This window comes from Enterococcus mundtii (assembly GCF_002813755.1).
GTDB lineage: Bacteria > Bacillota > Bacilli > Lactobacillales > Enterococcaceae > Enterococcus_B > Enterococcus_B mundtii.
Genome location: NZ_CP018061.1, coordinates 1375506 through 1396520 on the forward strand (window position 1 = coordinate 1375506; position 21015 = coordinate 1396520).

10 protein-coding genes are annotated in these 21015 nt (G+C 39.3%); 4 read left to right on the forward strand and 6 right to left on the reverse strand.

Annotation, left to right across the window (positions count from 1 at the left end; all coding sequences use genetic code 11):
• Window positions 1-232 precede the first annotated feature (232 nt).
• Complete coding sequence (locus tag EM4838_RS06610) at window positions 233-9454, reverse strand: QWxxN domain (RefSeq protein ID WP_071867055.1); 9222 nt, start codon at window positions 9452-9454, stop codon at window positions 233-235.
• A gap of 502 nt (window positions 9455-9956) precedes the next feature.
• On the opposite strand from EM4838_RS06610, the gene EM4838_RS06615 reads away from it, so the two are divergent.
• From EM4838_RS06615 to EM4838_RS06630, 4 genes are all read left to right on the forward strand, one after another.
• The gene (locus tag EM4838_RS06615; protein WP_071867056.1) at window positions 9957-11486 is read left to right on the forward strand and encodes an AMP-binding protein; all 1530 of its coding nucleotides are present in this window, start codon (window positions 9957-9959) and stop codon (window positions 11484-11486) included.
• A 175-nt stretch (window positions 11487-11661) separates the two neighbouring features.
• Window positions 11662-12468 carry a bifunctional hydroxymethylpyrimidine kinase/phosphomethylpyrimidine kinase gene (locus EM4838_RS06620; RefSeq protein WP_071867057.1) on the forward strand — a complete coding sequence of 269 codons (807 nt, stop codon included), beginning with the start codon at window positions 11662-11664 and terminating at the stop codon, window positions 12466-12468.
• A complete protein-coding gene (locus EM4838_RS06625) occupies window positions 12458-12955 on the forward strand; it encodes an ECF transporter S component (protein WP_071867058.1) in 498 nt (165 codons plus the stop codon). The genes EM4838_RS06620 and EM4838_RS06625 overlap by 11 nt, the downstream gene beginning before the upstream one ends.
• A 16-nt stretch (window positions 12956-12971) precedes the next feature.
• Window positions 12972-13520 (forward strand): TIGR01440 family protein, encoded by a 549-nt coding sequence (locus EM4838_RS06630; protein WP_071867059.1) that lies wholly within the window; start codon window positions 12972-12974, stop codon window positions 13518-13520.
• Between the two features lie 65 nt (window positions 13521-13585).
• On the opposite strand, the gene EM4838_RS06635 is transcribed toward EM4838_RS06630, so the two are convergent.
• The 5 genes from EM4838_RS06635 to EM4838_RS06655 form a co-directional block, all read right to left on the reverse strand.
• Window positions 13586-15226 carry a glycoside hydrolase family 13 protein gene (locus tag EM4838_RS06635; protein ID WP_071867060.1) on the reverse strand — a complete coding sequence of 547 codons (1641 nt, stop codon included), beginning with the start codon at window positions 15224-15226 and terminating at the stop codon, window positions 13586-13588.
• Between the two features lie 179 nt (window positions 15227-15405).
• Window positions 15406-17640, reverse strand: a complete 2235-nt coding sequence (locus EM4838_RS06640; protein WP_071867061.1) for an AAA family ATPase — start codon at window positions 17638-17640, stop codon at window positions 15406-15408.
• A gap of 22 nt (window positions 17641-17662) precedes the next feature.
• On the reverse strand, window positions 17663-18142 hold the full coding sequence (locus EM4838_RS06645; RefSeq protein ID WP_010735448.1) for a DUF6530 family protein: 480 nt from the start codon (window positions 18140-18142) through the stop codon (window positions 17663-17665).
• A 157-nt stretch (window positions 18143-18299) separates the two neighbouring features.
• Window positions 18300-19148 carry a DegV family protein gene (locus tag EM4838_RS06650; RefSeq protein ID WP_019723210.1) on the reverse strand — a complete coding sequence of 283 codons (849 nt, stop codon included), beginning with the start codon at window positions 19146-19148 and terminating at the stop codon, window positions 18300-18302.
• Between the two features lie 265 nt (window positions 19149-19413).
• Window positions 19414-21006 (reverse strand): polysaccharide biosynthesis protein, encoded by a 1593-nt coding sequence (locus EM4838_RS06655; RefSeq protein WP_071867062.1) that lies wholly within the window; start codon window positions 21004-21006, stop codon window positions 19414-19416.
• Between the last annotated feature and the right edge of the window lie 9 nt (window positions 21007-21015).

Here is a 21015-nt window from a genome sequence, read left to right on the forward strand (position 1 = left end):
TTCAGCCTGTGAGGTAGGTACGTTAGCGACATGGGGGGTGTCCCAGATTCTTGCCTACTTACTACTCGGAGCTGTGTTTTTCCGTTATAACCTATTTAAAATGGCATTTTTTGGTTTAGACAATCAAGAAGATCTACCTGTTCTTGCTTCCATCATTCTTTTACAACTAGGGTTACTGACCATCTTCTGAGAAAATCATGGTTATTGCCGGATTAACACATTTATTGGAACTTCATCGTTGAGATAGATTCAAATCGCTGCGCTTCATTGATTTATTCTTGCCAGACTTGGACGGATCATAAGGATATTGTTCCTTTTGATTCTTTTTGTACAATCTGAATGGGTTGTAGAAATTTTTTTCCATTTTTTGTTTTGTGATCGCTCCCTGTGTATTGGTAATAGTGCTAGCTGTTTTCCCATAAGTGATTATGGTGTTGATCCCTCTTTTTTCTCTAGGATGTTCTTCACTCACTGGAGCAGAAGTTGTAGTCTTATTATTTTCAATCGTTTGGGTTTGTTCCAGCTGGATTTCTTTCTTATGTGCGGTATAATTCAGGATACTTGATAAGGCAATAGCAAGCATAAGATAACCAGACCCTAGTTGACTATTCGCTATGTCTCTTTTGTTTAGTTTTGCTTTTTCGAACGGTAATCCCTCAGCAAGACTTATAAGTAGGATTGTCACTGTTTCTGCATCAGTCATTTTGATATTTGCTTGTAGAAAAGGATCTGTTTTTAGTGCCTCTCTGACGCTTTCGGGTGATAGACCTGGTAAGTTGAGCTGTTTGGAAATTTGATCAACGAAGTCGTTAAATGGCTTTGATACTATTAGATTAGCCGCATCCTCCTTATATTCATCTAATACTTGTTTGAGACTAAGCATATCCTCACCTATGTCTGGAAAATCAAAGGCTAGCCAATCATCTGTGAGAGATACAAGGTGTGTTATTTCATGGATAAGGGTTTGCTTTACCATAGATTCTGTATCCTTGCCTTCCGCTAGAGCTGGATTTACATGAAAAGAATCTGCTAGAATAATAATTCGAGCCTCTGGATCGTAGCGCAAAACAAAGGCATTTGCTTGTGGCGGGGTGCTATACCGAGAGAGGTATTTTTTTGTTTTTTTTTGGTAAACTAAATTAGTCGATACTGTCAAAATATTATTAAAGCCAAAAGCAGACGATTGTTGAATAAATTGGTTCCCTTTTTCACACACTGATTTGAGTCTGTTGAGCGTTGCTCTCATGATTGCTTCCCTGTTTGCAACACCCTGCAATTCAAAGAATGGAATTAAGAGTTTGGCAGCCTCTGTATCCGCGATATTATCATGACTTAACCACTCGTCCGCTTTTTCTATAAACGTTTGAAAAACTGCTGAAGATTTTTCTACTTCTTCATTAAATTTATTGATAAATGGTTGGAGAAAATTTGGAAATGTAGTTGGATCAAGCCCTGTAAATACGCGATAAAGAAGCGCAGGTTTTTTTGGTAAAAGTAAGTTGATTCCGCCAGTGAGTTCATTTACTAGGCGCTCTTCTTGGTTTGTTAAGACTCGGTTGGGTAGTTCTGGGATAAAAGCAGTCAAAGGTTCAAGTTTGATGCTAAGATCGATCGTTCTAGCGATACTGTCTGCATATGGGACAGTATCTCGTAGTGCATTCCATTCTTTTTCCATTCCAGCTTTTGGTGGAAGAGTGTTATATTCAATATACTGAGGCGTTTTTTTGGGTGGTCCTTCAGCTTGTGAACTTGAAGAAGCGTCTTTTGACGTGCTAGGAATGACTTTTTCTTCGTATTTCTTCCTCTTTCCAGCCGTTAGTATCGCGTTTTTTAGGTCAATCATTTTTTTTTCTTCTGGTGTTTCAAAGCGAAATTGATTCATCTCAGGTTCAAAACGTAAAACTGTCATTGGGGCATTCGCATTTTTCTTTACTATAGAATAGCGACTTTCTTCTGCATCAAGTAATTGAATTGGGACATACTGATCCTTGATCTTGATGTAGGCGTTCTTTTGAGCATTCCACATCAATCCGTTTTCATCGGGTGGTGAAAGCGTGGTTGGGTCTTTCAATGTTTCAGACTGATCCAGCTGTTTTTCCAGCGACTCGATGAGTTCTTTTGTCACCGTTTGGGATGAGGGTGGCTCAAACCCCCATTCGATCCCATTATACATTACAGGAAATACTTTATTTCCTTCACACACGTCATAGCGAGTACCTTGACCATCAATCGTCGTCACTCGGACTGGAACGGTCTGTGCATTGATCTTGATATAATACTCAATTGGTTGATCTACTTTTGTGATCGTTAAAATGGTACCCTCACCATACCCTTTTGGATTTAAATTTTTTTCCTCTCCAAACGATTTATAAACAACTACTGAGCTTGTTAACCGTTTAACCAATTCAATTTGTTCAGGGGTTGAAGGAATAGGCCCTTCAAATACTTTCAATTGATCACCATTCAATGTATAGTAGCGACCAAAGACATCACCTGTTTCTATATTTGTTACCTGCAGATACAAGTGACCTTTTTTACGTTTAACAAAGATGTACGGACCATCTTTTGTCAATTTAGCTAAAACCATGTCTTTTTCCATTGATTTAGCCATCTTTGCCCCTTGATATTTTTCTAGTTTTTTTAGTAACAATTTCATTTCTTCTGTAATTAAATGTGTATATTGCAAATTGATCAATCGCTTGATAGCTATTTTTCCGCCGCCCATCAATAACTCAAATCCCGGATCTACGTAACGAGCACTGCTTTTCAATAAGAACTTTACATCAGTTATGGTAGGAAGAAAATGAGGAGCATTTTTTATGACTGATTTCATACCACCCGTTGCCATTGCTTTTGCTGTCCCTAAAGCAAATTTTGAAGTCACAGAGGTCACTTGGCCAAGGAAAGGGATCAAGAAAATAGCATCAATGGCACAAGACGTGGCTGCTTCACCTACATTTTGATCAATAATGCCGACGACACAATCATAAAACGGAATAAAGTGTTTAACGATATTCCATACTTTCTCCTTGATGGTTTTATCGTTTCCAAAATCATACAAAAGCTTGTATAGTATATCTTTGTGTAGATGAGCAAAATAATCGATTAACGGTTGATTATCGATTCCTTGACTGAGCTTCTTCTCTTTATTGATCTCAACAGTAAAGGTAAAAAGTTTATCTCCAATGCGAATCTTATCCCCTTCTGCTTGATAACCCTGGCCCCAAACTTTTTTGTTGTTGAATAAACCAAAGTTAAGGTAGAGTAATGGTTTTTTATCCACACGATAGATAATGTAGCCACCTTCATCTGGTAGCTTTTTCAACGCATATAATCGTTCTTCTGTCCCATTTATCGCCACAAATAAATCGGTTTGATCGAGAGAAAGAGTGGTGTCTAACCATGTTTCACGTCGAGCAAAAAAGACGGGAGGCATCACTCCAGGACCAGAGGGAGCGTAATAGTGCACTTTATTTTTTAATTGAGCAGTTGCGCCGTAAATTTGAGTAGTAGGAGAAAATATAAAATCGTATTCTACTAGATTCATCGTATTAAATGAAAATTCAATGATCTTTTGATCAAAGCTGAAATAAGTTTCTGACACCTGTTTTGTCAAGCTTGTATAAGCAACTTCAATATTTACAGGAGTGTATAGACTTGGGCATGGGCTACCTCCGCCTAGGTAGGTTTCCCCTATGCCAAAGGTTGACTGTGCACCAAGCCGTACGCATTCCTGGACGACCTCTTCTGTGATCACTTGTTTTCGTCGCCAGTTGATCATCGCTGCTTGAAAAGTCAAAAATCGCTTTTGGACTTCTTCTTGAAGTTGTAAACTCAGTTCATGCCGCTTTTGCCAATACCCTAGAAAGACTTTTAACGCATAGCCTTTATAATCTCCGGTCTTACCTGCTTCTCGTAATCCTTCTGGATCGAATTGCGCTGTAGCAATCAACGCTGCTATTAAGACATGATTCAATTCGTCCAGAGTTGAAATGCCTTGTACACTAATCGTCTCGCAGAACGCGGCACCTAATTTACGAATCTCAGTTTGATTGAACTGGCTGATGTAGCCTTCATTATCAAGTAATTTCGATCCGACCAGCTGAACCAATGAGCCAAATTCAGAAATCAGTAACTCGTCTGCTAACTGACTCGTCTCAAGAAAATAATTCGGTAATGTTTTTTGAACCAAAAGAATCCACATTTTTTTTAAAAGTATCAAAGATTCTTCTGTTGCATTAGCCGTGCGTAGTTGACCAAATGAGATAGTGCCTGTTTTAAGCATCTCGTCGATCTCAAACAATTTCCTTAGCTGACCGATGGTAAAGACGGATGGATTTGACGAAGCAAGGATATTCTTAGCGACATAGGCTTCGATTGAACAGCCTAATATATTTTCAAAAATCCATTTTGTTACCGTTAATTCTGCATTTTTGTGACTGATTACTTCGCTTGTTTCACCACCATATCGGTTCATGGCTCTTAGAATGACTTTTGCAATCTCTTGGGTTTTGTCAGGCATTAGTGTGATTCCCGCCCCATCTTGTGAAAACCATTTGGCAAAAGCAATCAATATATCCTCTTTTGCTGCTTTATCAGGAAGTAACTTTTTGTCTTGAAAGAAACTTTCGATTTGCTTTCTGATGCTTAGATCACGCCATTCACGGTCTTCTCTAGTACCAAAGGATTGATCGATAGGAGCAGGCGCGGGAGTGATTACTGGTGCAGAAGTTATTGTTGGTGGAGCAGCCATTTCTAAGGTTTCCACGGCCCATTTGACGAATGCTTGTTGCAGCTCATTGTTTGAAAGTCTTTGTGCTTGTCTTGCGCCTAGAATCATTACGACTAATTTTTTGATTTTACCGAAATCAAGTATTTCTTCTGCCGTTCCCTCTTTAAGTGTCCAATAAGATGCCACTCTTACTAAGTTATCTGTATCGTCAGTATCACAAGGATATCCCTCAGAAGTTAAAAAATCAGCTATTTTTTTAAATGTTGCTTCCACTTGTATCGCAGATCTTCCGAATGTATCAATTTCTGCTTGCCCGATTGTTTCCGTACTTTGTTCGATGTTGTTTTCAGAAATAAATGCTTTCGCTTTTTCAAGTATTTCTTGATTTTTGCTAGCTTCTTCTGTTCCATAGGCAAAACATATTTTCTGCATATCAAAAGTGAAATCAAACTGCGCATTATTGTTAACCCACTGAAGGATTACCGCATACGCCTTGTTAAGGGTTAAATCCTCTTCATTAACGTTGTATTCTTGCAGAATGATTTTTGCCGCTTTTTTTACACGTTCAACCATGTGATAATAGTTTGGTTCGGAAAGTATCCAGTCTTCCAATGCTTTTGTCAAACCTTCGGTTTCTTGAGGTATGGTCGGGACTTTTTGTGTAAGAAGATAGTTTCTAACCCCTGGATTGACGGAATACGTTTCTTCCTGTTTATCGAAAATATTTTTATAATAGACATATGGAATGATTGGTTTTTCAGTAGAAAGTTCGGAATTATACCCCCTACTAAAGGCTCTATAGATTTGATCACTGTCCTGTTTATGTTGAAAGTTACTGATAACATATGGAGATTCTGGAGGAGATAATTTGTAATAAATCGTTTGTTCATCCGTGTCTTTATATGTGCCACCTTCAAGTAATGTATTCATTTTCCATTGCATATAAATTGCCTGCATTTTTCTTGTTGAAAGGACCTCTCCAAATCTCATAAACTCCACACGATATTCTTCCAAGATCATGTACGTGAGAAATTGCATCTTTCCCGCATCGACACTATTTTCAACTTCCCATTCTTCCCCTACCCATTTGTCCACTTCGTTAATCAATTTCTCAGACGTATCGAGTTCGCCAACAATATTTTGCTGGCGTAGGTATTTCCTAATTTTTTCTTTGACTACATGCGTTCTATAGATATTTTGATAAATTGAAAAAACAAAATAGCAATTCGGGATATTCTGTCTATCTGCCTCCGAGGGTTGCCTATTATTGCTAATTTCTTGCACGATTCTCTTGATTTGTATCAAATCCTTCTCTTGAGATGAAAGAGAAGGATTCACCGTTTGATCCGTAGTTGCTATCTCATCAACTTGTGGGGATTCAAGTAAAGGAATCGTTTTTATATTTTTAAAGTTGGCAGCAATAAACACGTTGTTCGTTCGCCATTGTAAGAAAATCGCATTTACTTCTGCATCCGTCAATTTTGTCGCTGGACGTCTGAGTGTATCAAGTATGACATGTGCGATTTTTCTCCTTCGAATCAATGACTGATCAGGACTTTCTTCACTTTCCAGTGAGGCTAGCTCAATGAAGGTATAGCGTATGACTGAGTCGTTTAATTGACGGAAATCCCCCTCTTCATGAGCCAGATAATCTTTCACAGCCCCATTGATTGTTTCAGTTTGGCTTCGCTCTTCAAAAATGATCGAATGATACCAGAATGGCATTAGTATGACATGTGGTATCAATGTATTGTACAAGTATCTCGTGTCAAGATAGGAGATAGTCCATAATTTTAATTTGTGTTCTACATCTATGTGCAGTTCCTCATATGAAAATAATGGCGCTTGTAAACTTTGAGCAGTTTCATACAATGAAGTTCCTGGGTAAGGATTATCTGATCTTCCCCCTGTACGTTTTTGGATGAAGTGTTTCTCGCGTTCTTCTTTGAAATTGTAGCCCCTAAAAGCATTGTTATAGCGCCATTGCATAAAAATAGCGATTGCGCGTTTTTCCGATAAGTTATGGGCAGGTAACCCATGCTTATCAAGAATCGTTTTGGCAATTTGAAGTCTCCGCGCAATGATCACCGCATCTGATCGTCCTCTACTAGCAAAATTCTGCAAAACTAGCGAAAAATCATTTGGTGCTAGTTCCGATAATTGGTTTAATTCAACATACTGGCTACTAAGTTCTCTAATAATGAGGCCGTTGACTTTTTCAGTTTCTTCCCTTTTATCAAATAACTCTGAATCAAACCATATCGGAGGTAAAGGCACAGAGGAATTGTCTGGTAAAGGCTGATTCTTCAAATGAGCCATGACTATTTTATTGACGACTGATTGTTCTTCTTCTGAAAGCTCTCTCGTTGATTTTAACGATACTTGCGCGCTGATGTCATAAGGTAAAAGTTTCTTATGCTCTAAATGAACTGATTGGATAGGATGTAGGTCTATTAGATGCTGTTCGGTAAATGGAACATGTTTTAGGGCGTCGTTATGAAGCCATTGGATGAAAATCGCAATCGCACGTTCGTCGGAAATCACCTCGTCCTTCAAACCGTAACTTTGAAGGATGAGGTGAGCGATTTGAAGTCTCTTCTCCAGTATGCTAGTACTTGACATCCCTTTACTTCCCCATTTTTGTAAGGTAAGGAAAAAATCTTTGGTCGACAGATCATCAATCAAACATAATCCGAGATATTCACAAACATTCTCTTTCATTTTATTTGTAGCGATTTCAGTTTTGGTACGCTGCTGATAGACATCTAAGTCAAACCACATGGCGTTTATTGGTTCTTTTGGTGGAATAGGTAAAGGCTGATCTTTCATATAGGCATCCATTGTTTGGTCAAAGAAGGCTCGAGTTAGTGCTGATATTGCTACGGCTGAGTTCAGTGGCGTTTGACTAGCATCATAAGGGCGGACATCAGGTAAGGAGGATGAACTAATTGTTTGTTGATTGGCTGTATCCAATGATTTAGGTTCATGAAATGTATAGTACTTAAAGGCATGATTATTTCGCGCTTGTAGAAAGATTTTGACTGCTTCGATATCAGTAATCCCATCTACTTTTACGTCATAAGCTTCTAAAATGAGTTTGGCTATCTTTTGTCTTCTTTCTAGGACTTGTTCGTAATCACTTGGGTCCTTTGAAGTTCCCCATTCCTGAAGCCCACGAAACAATTCTTTTGTGGAAATACTATTCGAGAAACAAACGGCATCGGACAACTCGCAAAGCGATTTTCTGAGGGTATTCATTACTGCATCCACTTTATATCGCTTCTGAAAGAGCACTAGATGAAACCAAAAGGGTGTCAATTGTTTAACAGTTATTGAAAGTGAAGGTTCAATATTCACGTAACGCTTTAGTACCTCATTGACTGTTGCTTTTAGTTCCACAGAAGGTTCTTCTTCCATATAATTCATTAAAACACTCGTACTAGAGGCATAAGGTAAAAAGTGATCAGTCGGATTTTTTTTAGGTATTGGTAACGCTTCTGCTCCAGGAAATATCTGAAAGTTGCTCTTTTCAAAGAATTGATCGATTCGTTCGTTGAATTTTTTTGCTAATTCTAATAATGGCGCTGCGAGATATTCTTCTTCTTCTTCCAAAATCGGTGCCTCAGTTGCTTGGTCGTTCTTGGGTGCCTGATCTTGGTGGCGCATAGATGACTGAGGTTGTTCACTCATGAGTACTTGAGGAAAATACGCTGCCCCAGCGCCCCTTCTACTTTCTTTTTGAGCATGTTCAGTTGCAAGATGTTCCGCTGAGAATGTCCGTGCTAATACTGTAAAAAACGTTGATAATACGCTCTCCACTGGTGGTTCACCTGAACCAGTCGTGTGACTACTATTCTGGTATTCGTGAAAAAAAGAAGTGAAAGTATCTGTTAAGTTGTCCCAAAAAGAGGTTGGCAGGAACGGCCGAGTATGATTGTTTTCGCTGTGACTACTTGAAGGTTCCGCTTCATGATCATAGTAAGATGATAGAACCATACGAGCAATATTTTTTGACTCACGTTGGATCTTACCCAAGTCTACTTTATTCCTTGAATCTTTATTTTTAAAAGAAAAATGCTGGATTTCTTGCTGATCGTCTTTTGCTTGTTCTCTTAATTGAAGTGATTTTGATTTCGCTTCTTCACAGATCGTATTAAAATGATAGAGTGTATGATTTTTCTTCTCCCACAACCCATACTCAAGTACGGACATGGGCGTGACGGTGGTATTACACTTATCGATCTTTTCCAGATTATGAATGGTTTTATGGACCTGCAGTGTCCAATGGTGTGTAAATTCAGCTAAAGAAATAGGTTCTTGTAAGGTTGCATTTTTTACAGGATCAGAAAGGTATTCAGAAGCATTGATCGGTTGAGCTGGTTGAACGAGGGTCGTATTCACACTCGAACGAAAAAAGAGTGAATGGATCGTGGTTTTGTTCGCATTTGTTTCTAATGGTCCGATCTCAACAGTGGTATCGGCTTCAAAAGCCGGCCTACTTGCGCGCAGAGGTCTCAGTGGTTCCCCTCTCACAGCTAAAGAATCAGTAATAACTAATAGTTGAAAGAAAAGTAATGGAGACCATCTAATACGTTCCGTTAGCTGGTTATTTGCAGTGCTAGAGATGAAATTGACTGATTCTTGCCTTGCATTTTGATCAGAATTTTTATTGCGTTTATTCTCAAATGTACCGACTGCTTTACGATGTTCTTCGATTGGCATTTTTTTCGCTCCTTTTCAATACAGCTGATTAATTAAAGTGGTATATCTATTATTTTAGTTTATATTATTAAAAAAATAACTGATTCTAAGTACTATTTTTTTGGAAAAAATAAAAAAATGTCGAAAAAACCCTTTGTTATAAGCTTTTTTATTTATATGTAATAGAAAATTGTTATGTATTAACAAAGCTTCCATTTAATTATCTGAGTGATAAAATATGAAAGGTATAGAAGTCTATGGTATATTTTTGTTCATAAAAATTCATTAGTAGGAGTTTCCCCTCTTAGCAGTTTAAAAAATTGAAAAAGCGATGGGGCAAGTATTTTCTCAAAAGATCCCCTCTTTAAGTCATATCAAGTGGATGTGTAGTTTTTTCCCGGTCTTTCTCTCGATTCGATAGATAACTTTACATCCAGGTTTTTCTGTTATTTAGTTTGAGGATATGCTATCATAAATTAGACTTTGTACATTTATTAACAAATTTATTTATGGAGCGTGAAAGATGGAAACAATCGACTATACCCCACTTAATCTTTATACGAATTTTCAAGAAGCTGCTGAACGCACACCTGATGTCCCAATGATTTTTGATCAGGCATTAGTGGCTTATCCGGAGCTTGGTTTTAAAAGCACTTACAAGCAATGTCATGAATTAGTAGTAACGCGTGCCTATCAACTCGCTAGTTTAGGTGTGACACTTGGTGATAAAATCATGATTTACAAAAGCTCTGCTTTTGATACCTACTTGATGGCCGTTGCTGCGTCTTATCTAGGTGCAGTTCCTGTCATGCCTTCCTATCATTTGCCAACAAGTACCTTAGAAGTATTTGTTGATCGTTTGGAAGATCCTTTTATCTTATTCGACGAAGTGACAAGTGAACGTGTTGCAGGAATCACTAATGGTACAAAGAGCAAACAATTAGCTGTAGCTGATTTGCTCAAACAACCCGCAACTTCTGTGGAACAAAAGAAATTAGATAATGATGAAATCTCTTATATGACTCACACTTCTGGCACGACCGGCATCCCTAAATTGATTTGCCACTCTGCACATTCAATGGGTTGGCGGACAAAGTGGCAAAAAACGGTATTTACTAAGATCGCCGAGAAGAAATTAGTCGCTTTTCATATTTCGCCGGTTCATTCACGATTCAACATCGGCATCTCTTCTCTTATGGCGATGGGCTTTCCGATGATGCCAATCGCAGATCCTCAAGGTGAACATGTAGTGAAACTGTTAGTAGAAAATCCACCAATTGCTTTAGAGACACATCCAAATAACTTTGTTCAGTGGAGTTTCACTGCAAGAGAGCATCCAGAAGCTTTTTCAGGTATTCGCTACTATCACTCTACATTTGATGCCATCAACAATCAAACAATGGAAGTATTCCTTCAAACGTCAGCAACAAAAGAAGCAATCTTTTTGCAAGTCTACGGACAAAGTGAATGTGGACCGATGATTTTGAAAGCTCATACGTTGGAGAGCTTAAAAACAAGTGATGCACGTGATATGGGGGTCGGTCTAGGTGACTTGACCAAAGCAAGAATCGCTGATGAAGAAGGTAATGAATTACCTGCGAACACAGATGGTCATATCCACTTGTTATCAAAAGGTCGCGCATTGACTTATTATAAAGAAGATGCTCGTTTCCAAGAAAATGTGTATGGTGTTTGGTGGGATAGTGGCGACTATGGTTGTATCGACGAAAATGGCCATCTGCATTTGAAAGATCGTCAAGTTGACTTGATCGATACGATCAACAGTACTTTAGCGATCGAAGATTATTTGTTGGATTCATTGGAATTTTTAGCTGAAGTCGTCATCGTTCGCGATAAAGACAATTCACCACAACCAATCATTGCTTTAGCGCCGAATCAAGAGATGGATTGGGATCGTTGGTGGAACCAAGTCCATGAATTGCCACGTTTGAATACACCGATCATTCGTGCTTACGAAGATATTCCAAGAACAGCAACCATGAAAGTCCAACGGTTACAAATTGAAAAGGAATTTAAAGAAGCCAATAAATAATTACTGATCCAGTGGTTCAGGCAAGTACTTTTCCTCTAGTGAGGAAAGTGCTTGTTTTTTTTATATATAGTTTTCTTTTCCCTCTCCGACTTAAAGTGGCTGACCTGATAATCTGCCAATTGGCTGTTTTTCTTTTTAATGGAACAAGGTATACTCTTTTTGTGGAGGGATGAAAGTGAAGAAAATAGTAACGATTGGCGGCTCTGATCCGTTTGCTGGTGGCGGCATACAGTCCGATCTAAAAACATTTGAAAACCATCATATTTTTGGGATGAGTGCATTGACCTGTATCGGAATGCTTGACTCAGATGGTTCGTTTATATTAGAGACGATCCCGCCTGAATGGTTAGCCAAGCAGTTAGATTCGATTCAACGTATGACAGATTTAGATGGGATAAAAATTGGCTTATTGCATTCATTGGAAGCCATTGACGTTGTGAAGGATTTCCTTACATATTTTGAGGATATTCCCATTGTGATCGATCCTGTGTTTGCCTTTAAGGAAACATCAAATACCTTGAATCAAGCCTATATGCAAAAAATGATACAGGAGTTATTTCCTTTTGCGGATATATTGACCCCAAATTTGAAAGAAGCCTCCCTGCTCTATGGTCAACCAGTTCAGACATTTCTTCAAATGATCGATTGTGCAAAATATATTCATTCACTTGGTGCTAAGAACGTAGTGATCAAAGGTGGCACTAGGATTATTGGTAATGAAGCACTGGATGTTTTATTCAATGGAAAGGAAACAATTTCCTTTAGGCGAGAAAAGTTAGAAGAACAGACTGTCAACGGTGCAGGATGTACGTTTGCTTCCGCGATTGCTGCAAATCTGGCCTTAGATTATCCTTTGGCAGATGCGGTTGCCCGGAGTAAGGCTTTTGTTTATGACTGTATCTTGAATGGTGTCATGATGAATGACCAAACAGGAAGTGTTTGGTCAAAAGGAAAAGGAGTGGAAATAACGAATGAATACTAAAAAAATTGCGATTTATGCCATGCTGACGGCTTTAACTGTGGGGATCTCTTTGGTCATCTTGATCCCAATACCTGGAACCAACGGATTTGTCACCTTATGTGAAGTCGGCATTTATACCGCAGCTGCCCTTTTTGGTCCGATGGGTGGATTGATCGTTGGTGCAGGAAGTGGCTTGTTTATTGATTTATTATCCGGCTATCCCCAATGGGCGATCTTCTCTTTATTGATCCACGGCTTACAAGGACTGGTTGCTGGCTCTTTTGCAGGTAAAGGTTCTGTACGTTGGGGCATTGGGCTATCACTTGGTACGATCATCATGGTGGCAGGCTACTTCTTTGCTAGTTGGTTGCTTTATGACTGGCCCGTCGGTGTCGCATCTTTACCAAGTAATTTGGTCCAAAATATCGTCGGTATCGTGGTGGCGATTCCACTTATAAAGGCATTGATGCGTTTACCTCTGCAACAATCAACGGTAAAAAACAAATAAAAGGAATGAATTGAAAATGGAAGTATCAAAAGACAGTTTCAAACAACAATTATCTGAAATAGTTTCTGACGTCCTCGATGAAGCCAATCTTAAAGCTGGCGATCTATTCGTTCTAGGATGCAGTACTAGTGAAATTGTTGGTGGACATATTGGTAAAAACTCAAATGCAGAAATCGGACAATGGGTCATCGAAACATTGAAAGAACAATTAGACCCTCTTGACATTTCGTTAGCAGTCCAAGGCTGTGAACACCTTAATCGAGCATTAGTCGTCGAACGTCCAGTAGCGGAAAAGAAACAATTTGAGATCGTCTCTGTCATTCCGGCACTCCATGCAGGAGGTGCCTGCTCAGTTTCAGCATTTGAACAATTCAGCGATCCCGTCGAAGTGGAACATGTCGTTGCTCAAGCAGGAATCGACATCGGTGATACTGCGATCGGGATGCACATCAAGCATGTTCAAGTGCCTGTACGTCCTCGTTCTAACACATTAGGTCATGCGCATGTCACTGCTTTACGGTCTCGTCCTAAATACATTGGCGGACCTCGCGCGCAATACGAATAAGAAAAAACTACGAACGAATAAGAGGGTGTTCCCTTTCTTATGTTCGTAGTTTTTTTTCATGTCAGCTAAATTTTTCGATAAAGACGCGCTTCATATGGGGCGAATGTACCACTTGATTGAAATTCTTGACCGGATTGATTTTCCAATAATACTTCCCAAGTTGTTTTAATTTCCGTTGGTAATGTATAAGTCGCTGCTTCATCAGTCAAGTTGACGATGATCAGATAACGTTCTTCTTCTAGGACTCGTTCGTAGACAAAGAGCTGTTCATTTTCAGGTAGGTATTCGTTGAAACTACCATAAACCAACCCTTTGTTTTCTCGACGTAGAGCAATCATTTTTTTGTAAAAAGATAAAATCGATTCGGGGTCATTGGTTTGATCAGCAACGTTGATCATTTGATGATTCGGATTGACGAGCAACCAAGGGGCAACCTCAGAAAAACCAGCATACAAATGATCATTCCATTGCATCGGTGTACGACTATTATCTCTTGTCGTATTGGCAACGATATCCAATGCTTCTTCTTCAGAACGTCCTTCATCAAGCAATTGTTGATACAATCGTTTCGAATCTACTGCATCGATCTCATCAATAGAGGAAAATGGTAGATTCGTCATACCGATTTCTTGTCCTTGATAAATAAATGGCGTACCTTGTAAAAAGAAATACATCATGGCGATTGCTTTTGCAGAAACTTGCCAATATGCAGGAGACGTATCTCCAAAGACAGACACACATCTTGGTACATCATGGTTTTCCATATAAAGAGCGTTCCAACCTTTGCCATCCAGTGCTCGTTGCCAAGCGCTCAATGATTGTTTCAAACTCAATACATCTAGATCCCCGTCTTTTTCATGTTTCCAGATCGAAATATGGTCAAACTCAAAAATCATATCAAAATAGCCGTTTTCGCCTACCCACTCAGGACCTTCGCTTGCGGATACACCACTCGCTTCTCCTACCGTCATAATATCATATTCATCAAAGACATTTTTTAATTCTGTCAAATGATCTTCGATGCCGGAGACATTTTGAAAAGGAGAAAATGGGTTCTCAGTTGCCTTGACAGAATATTCATCTTTTTTTACATGAGAAATTGCATCTAAGCGGAATCCGTCGATCCCTTTATCTAACCACCAGCGAATCATCGTGAAGAGTTCATCTTTTAGCTTGTCGCTTTCCCAGTTCAAATCAGGCTGCTCTTTCGCAAAAATGTGTAAATAGTATTGACCAGTTTGCTCATCGTATTGCCATGCTGAACCACCAAAGATCGACTGCCATTCATTCGGGGCTTGATCAGGTGTACCATCGACCCAAATGTAGTAATCGCGGTAAGGGTTATCGACCGACTGACGAGATTCAATAAACCATTCATGCTGATCGGAACTATGATTGATGACTAGATCCATGATGATCTTTATCCCCATCTGATGGGCTTCAGCTAATAAAGCATCAAACTCATCCATTGTACCAAACTTCTTGAGAATTGCTTGATAATCGCTGATATCATAGCCGTTATCGACAAATGGGGACTGATAAATAGGATTGATCCAAATAAAGTCGATCCCTAACTCTTTCAAATAGCTAAGTTTTTGGCGAATCCCGTTGATATCACCAATACCGTCGTTGTTGCTATCTTTGAAGCTCGCTGGATAGATTTGATAACCAACTGCTTCTTTCCACCACTTTTCTGACTGCTTCATGCTTATCCCCCTTTTTTCTTTATTATAGCTCAATTTCAAGCGGTTACATATCTGTTACCGTTAACTTTTTTATGCTTACATCAGTTGGAGTAGTGCTTATCATAAATGAAAGAACTCAAAAAAGCGAACATCAAAGACCATGAGTGACGCATCATCTTTGATATTCGCTTACTATTTATTTATAAATAACGAGAAATCAATTGGATCAATTGTTTGGGAAATGTCGATAAATCGGTAATATCTACAAAGCGACTTGCGCCGTAGATTTCTTTGATTTCTTCTTTATCTTGTCCAATTGCCGCAGAAATAAAGACGATACCTTGGCGTTCATATTCGGTCAACACTTCTTGGATATCTTTTTTTGCTTTAGCGCCTGTATAATCAGGTAACGCTTTAGGTTGGCCATCACTGATGTTAACGATCAGTTTGGTTGTCGCAGGTTGTTCTGTCAGCTTTCCAGCAATCAGACGCAAGACTGCGCCATCACGATTATTTTGTCTTGGCTTCATAGTCACTAATTTCTGTTCCAACCACTCAAATGAATCCGAAAATTCTTTGTACGAAAAGACAGATGTTTTTTCTCTTGTCGAAACATCTGCTGTATCTCCATAGATCAACAAAGGAATACGTACTTTTTTAGCAAATGCGGCGATGGCAAATGCGGCTTTTTTTGCAGCTGTCATGCGGTCTTCACGAACCATCGAACCAGATTCATCGATTCGTAGAGCCACTGCCAAAGAAGGTTGTTCATGAGGGGGATTTTTTTTATCAAATTGCCGTAAATCACCATAAGCTACTCGACTAGCATTAAAACGTTGTCCCTCGTACTTTCCTTTTTGGTAAGTTTCACTTTGTTCATTTTCCAAAAGATCAAGGATTTGCCGACTCAATGAATCCACGATCGGATCGATTTCTTGTCGGATAGTCGCTACTTCAGGATTTATGACAGCAAACTTAGGGCGATGAACGATCATTCCTTCTTTTTCATGGATCGTACCTTTCATCAGCTGCCGCGCTTCTTTATTAAGTTCACGCTTGAGCTGTTTGTCCAAGGCTTCCATATCTGAAGCTGACATCTCTTGGGATTCGTCATCTGATTGCTGTTGACTACGCCCTTCGACTTCTTGGCTCCGCTCTTCCGATAAAGGCAACGTGTCTATCGGAGTTTCTTCTTTCGCCGTTGCTTCTTTTGTCTGTTCTTCTTCTTGCAACACTTCCTCTTTTTCTGAGGGTTGTTCAGCAAGGGATGTTGTTTCTTCTGCCAACTGATCGATTTGACGTTCTATCGCTTCTTCTGCACCTATGGTCCGTCCTTTGATTCGTGGGGATTCGTCTGATAAGTCCCCCCATTTCTTTTGACGAAGTAAGTCTCTCAGTTCATCTAAAAGCCCACTATCAGTTAGTGCAGTCGTCAAAATGTGTAATTCATCTGGATCAGTCGTCAGTTTATATAAGACTTTAGGATAGAGCGATACGAAAATGTCTTGATTTTGTTTCATTGTATTGACCCAATAAAAATAAGAACGCATACCTGCCACACCTTTGATGGCATTTGCTTTTGCAGTTTCATCTAACAAACGGATCACTTCTGCCATTTTCAATAAAAGTATCGGCTCGTTAACTTGTGTCTTGCTGATAGCACGTTCCACCATGACTGAAAGCTCTGGCAGATCCATTTTCTCAGCATGTTGCATACGATCTCGAAGCGATTCATTCAATGGTCGGTTCCCTTGATAGTTACGATTTGTTGTAATGATAATGATACAGTCTGGGTGTCGTTTGATCACACCAGTAGGTAAGTTCAACAAACCGTTTGTTTCTAAGGCAGAGTTCAAGGCGACAAGGACCGAAGCATCACGTATTACAGTCGGCTCTTGGATTTCTAAAAGATAGCCCTTTTCAATGGCACGAACGATTTCTGACGGATAGTATTTATAGTGGATCGTACTTTCTTGGTTGTTTTCGATTCGTTGCACGAGATCGGCTAATTTCTGTTTTGCCGTGAGTGGATCGACGGAGTAATATTGTTCGATCAACGTCAATACCGCAGCTAATGTATCCGTTTGATAAATAGCGGTCAATAACTCTTGATCCTCTTCTTGGTCTGAATCAATGACAGGTAGTAACGCACCAAAGACATCTGATTTATCCATATCAGCAAAGCATGTTACTTTCGTATAAGGTAACTGCAGATCAAAAGACAAAGCTTTTGCTAATTGCGTTTTCCCAGAACCTGCATCCCCTTCTAATAGCACATTGCTGATTTTCATTTCCGGATCTAGCCAGTTTGCTTTGATTTCAGTTGCAATACGCAGCTCTTCAGCACTTGTTTGATGACTTGTTGGTTTTTTCCAAATCATTTGTTTTTCGATCGGTGTAAACGTTCGTTGATTGGTGAGTGAAAAGTTTTCCATGATTAAACACTTCCTTATAACATTAATACCCTAGATCATCTAATAGACGTTTCAAGATACGAAAACGTTCACCAAGTAATTCGCCATCTTTTTGTAAAGCATCGTAGTATAACATGATATCTTCATCGATTTTAGGGTTTTTCGTGTCCACTTCCACCGTCATCCGGTTTCCTTGCAAACCGATGATATCAACGACGGGATTTTCAGGGTCGTAAAATTTTTCATGGCGGTAGGCATCCTGGAAGTAAACACTTCCTTGCGCCACTAAGATCGCTAAGTCAAGAATACGAGTGATCGGTAATTCTTCTGATTGACGTGACCACTTTTCTCCTGTATGACGCCACACTTTTCCTGAGATATCGACTTTGCCTCGATCATTCCACTGAGCTAATCCTAAAGATAGTCCTTTTGCATCTGTATGCAAGGCATTTCTGCCATCAACTTTATCATAATCTTCGACGACGATCACTGGTTTATGTTTCAAATTTGTTGGTATTTCCATCCTTCTCTACTCCTTTTTAGTAATTTAGTGATTTAGTAAATTACTAGATAATTAAAGATAGTATAAGATAATAAAGTGAGAAATGCAAAAAGAACAGTCCAAGCAAATCATTGCTCAAACTGTTCTTTTTTTTTATATTTTTTGCTTTCTGGCATTTTTATTGTGCAGAGATCGCAATACCGATTGCTTTTTCACCCAAGTGACTACCGATCACTGGTCCAAAGTGGCCGATCTCGATTTCTGCTTGTGGATATTGTTTTTGAAGTTTTGCTTTTTCTTCTTCGGCAACTTCTAAATTGTTTGCATGGATCACATACAATTTTACTGGTGGCTTGATTTCTTCATTTCGTTTGCCAATGATTTGTTCTGCACGGGCAAAAGCTTTTTTGCTTGAACGGATCTTCTCGAATAAAATGATCTTTCCTTCCGAAAAAGTCAGGATCGGTTTGATTTTCAATAGCCCCCCGATCAGCGCAGCACCATTAGTCAAGCGACCTCCGCGGACTAAGTTGTTCAAGTCGTCAACGATCAAATAGGCGTATGTATTGTCTCTGATTCGATCGATGTGAGCTAAAATGGCTTCAAGTGAATACCCTTTATCATTCAAGTCTAAAGCAGATTCAACCATATGCCCCATTGGCATACTGGTGATTTTTGAATCATAAGGAACAATCGTCATCTCTTTGACGTCGTCTTTCATCGCAAATAATGTATTGACGAATCCAGAGATCCCACTTGATAAGTGTATGCTTAAGATCGTATCATAGCCTTTGGCTTTTAGTTCTTCATATAGTGCCAAAACTTCACCTACAGCAGGTTGGGAAGTTGTTGGAAAATCTTTACTGTTTTTCAATAGTCCGTAATATTCGTCTGCTTCGATGTCAATGCCTTCGTTATAAATTTTTCCATCCAAGATTACAGGGATAGGAATCACATATAAATCAGGATGGTTCTTGATACGTGTTGGCAGGAAAGCTGTACTGTCAGTTACGATTGCTAATTTCATTTATTTAAGTTCCTCGTTTCAAAGAATTTTACCAGTCCTTAATACTATATCATAAGTAAGAAAAGATTTGAACCTTTGTCCGGATTATAGAAAAAGCAACCCATGTTTTTTATTAAAATCTAAGGTTTTTATCACTTTCATCCTTTATAAGAACGAATAAAAGCCAGGACTTGAAAGAATTTTTCTAAAGTCCTGACTTATTATTTGAAATTAGCTTGCACTCTTAGTTACCTATAGAATCAGTGGTGTTTGCCACTGCATCCCTTTATCGTCTGAAATTCTTGACCATTTGCATGGCATTTCTGCCAAATTGGGCAAAGGCAAACGTCAAGCCGCCGACACCACCGATCACCACACAATAAATGACTGCATGCGTTTTTGATGTCATGGATAAGGAAAGACTCAACACGAAGAAAAGAATGCAGCATAGAAGCAACATGGCCATTGTCGAACGAAACGTCTTCAAGAAGAAATGACTGATCTTTGCGAATGGCGAGATGCGGTATTCTTTTGATAAATAAAGATACCCACGAACAAACACAAAAGCAAAAGCCACTGTATTAGATAAACTCATTCCGTATCCGCCAAATAAAGCTAACCCAATCGCTTGGAATACGACTTTTAAAATAATAGCTTCTGTTGTCAGTTTGATCGCAACCAAATGATGATTCAATGATTGGAGCATCGTCGATAAAATCGTAAACAACGAGAAGAACAAGGAAGCTAAAAGTGCCATCTGGAAGTAGCCGACACTCTCTGGATCATAGCCAAAAAACAAGGTGTATAACGGTCCTGCTAATAAGGACATCCCTGCTAGCGAAGGCAAAAGGATCAATAAAGCAATCGAGAAGCTGTCCCCGACTGTTTTTTCAATCTGTAGTCGGTCTTTTTTTCCTAATGTACTTAGGATCGGCAGACTACTGATTGCGACCGTTCCGACCATTGAAATCAAGATCAGTGTCAATTTGTTCGGATTGACTGATGCACGACTAAACAAAAATTCGAGTTGTTGGTCGGCAATTTCCGGTCTGAATAAATGTAAGAATGGTTTCATCGTCACCTGATCGATCATTTGCACGATCGTGATCACCGAACCAACATAGATGAATGGTAAGGTTTCTCGAATGATCGAAACAGACGCAGAACGATTGTCTTTTTGGAAATAGCGACTTGAGATCCAGAAATCTTTTAAACGGAAATAATCGTTTTGCCGTCCGACAACAAACATATGACCAATAGCCGCAAGTCCACCGAAGAAAGAAGCAACAGTACTGATCAATACCGCTTGCACAATCGTGCCATCTGTCAACACACGCAAATAATACGTACCAGCTAAGATCACGATCACACGGATCACCTGTTCAATGATCAAGGAAGTACCGTAAGGGCGAAGATGATTTTTTCCTTGGAAGTAACCGCGCATCGCACTTAATACTGGGATCGCTACTAAGGAAGGACAGAGACTACGAATCGCTAAAATACCGTTATCGACATTCGAGATCGGACTGATTTTCGCCAAAGCGGGAGCAAACAAATACATCAATACGGCAGATATGATCCCGATAACGAACATGATATTGATCGTACTGCGAAAAATGACCCGACAAGCTTGTTCATCACCATTTTTTGTCGCCACCGCGACTTTTTTTGCTATCGCATTTGGAAACCCAACAGTACCTAACATCAGGAAAAGGCCATATGGTAAATAGCCCACATTATAAAGGGTAGTTGCTAACATGCCATCTTGATTGTTTCCCATCATACTTAACCAAGGAATCAAATAAACGACACCTAAAACTTTACAGAGTAGATTGGCAAAGGTAAGCCAAAATGTCCCTTGCATCAATTTCTTATTCATATGTCAACC

Excerpts from the sequence above, each read along its gene's own strand:
- EM4838_RS06615 (WP_071867056.1), top strand. The coding sequence starts at position 9,957 with ATGGAAACAATCGACTATACCCCACTTAATCTTTATACGAATTTTCAA.
- EM4838_RS06610 (WP_071867055.1), bottom strand. The coding sequence starts at position 9,454 with ATGCCAATCGAAGAACATCGTAAAGCAGTCGGTACATTTGAGAATAAA.
- EM4838_RS06630 (WP_071867059.1), top strand. The coding sequence starts at position 12,972 with ATGGAAGTATCAAAAGACAGTTTCAAACAACAATTATCTGAAATAGTT.
- EM4838_RS06655 (WP_071867062.1), bottom strand. The coding sequence starts at position 21,006 with ATGAATAAGAAATTGATGCAAGGGACATTTTGGCTTACCTTTGCCAAT.
- EM4838_RS06635 (WP_071867060.1), bottom strand. The coding sequence starts at position 15,226 with ATGAAGCAGTCAGAAAAGTGGTGGAAAGAAGCAGTTGGTTATCAAATC.
- EM4838_RS06645 (WP_010735448.1), bottom strand. The coding sequence starts at position 18,142 with ATGGAAATACCAACAAATTTGAAACATAAACCAGTGATCGTCGTCGAA.
- EM4838_RS06640 (WP_071867061.1), bottom strand. The coding sequence starts at position 17,640 with ATGGAAAACTTTTCACTCACCAATCAACGAACGTTTACACCGATCGAA.
- EM4838_RS06650 (WP_019723210.1), bottom strand. The coding sequence starts at position 19,148 with ATGAAATTAGCAATCGTAACTGACAGTACAGCTTTCCTGCCAACACGT.
- EM4838_RS06625 (WP_071867058.1), top strand. The coding sequence starts at position 12,458 with ATGAATACTAAAAAAATTGCGATTTATGCCATGCTGACGGCTTTAACT.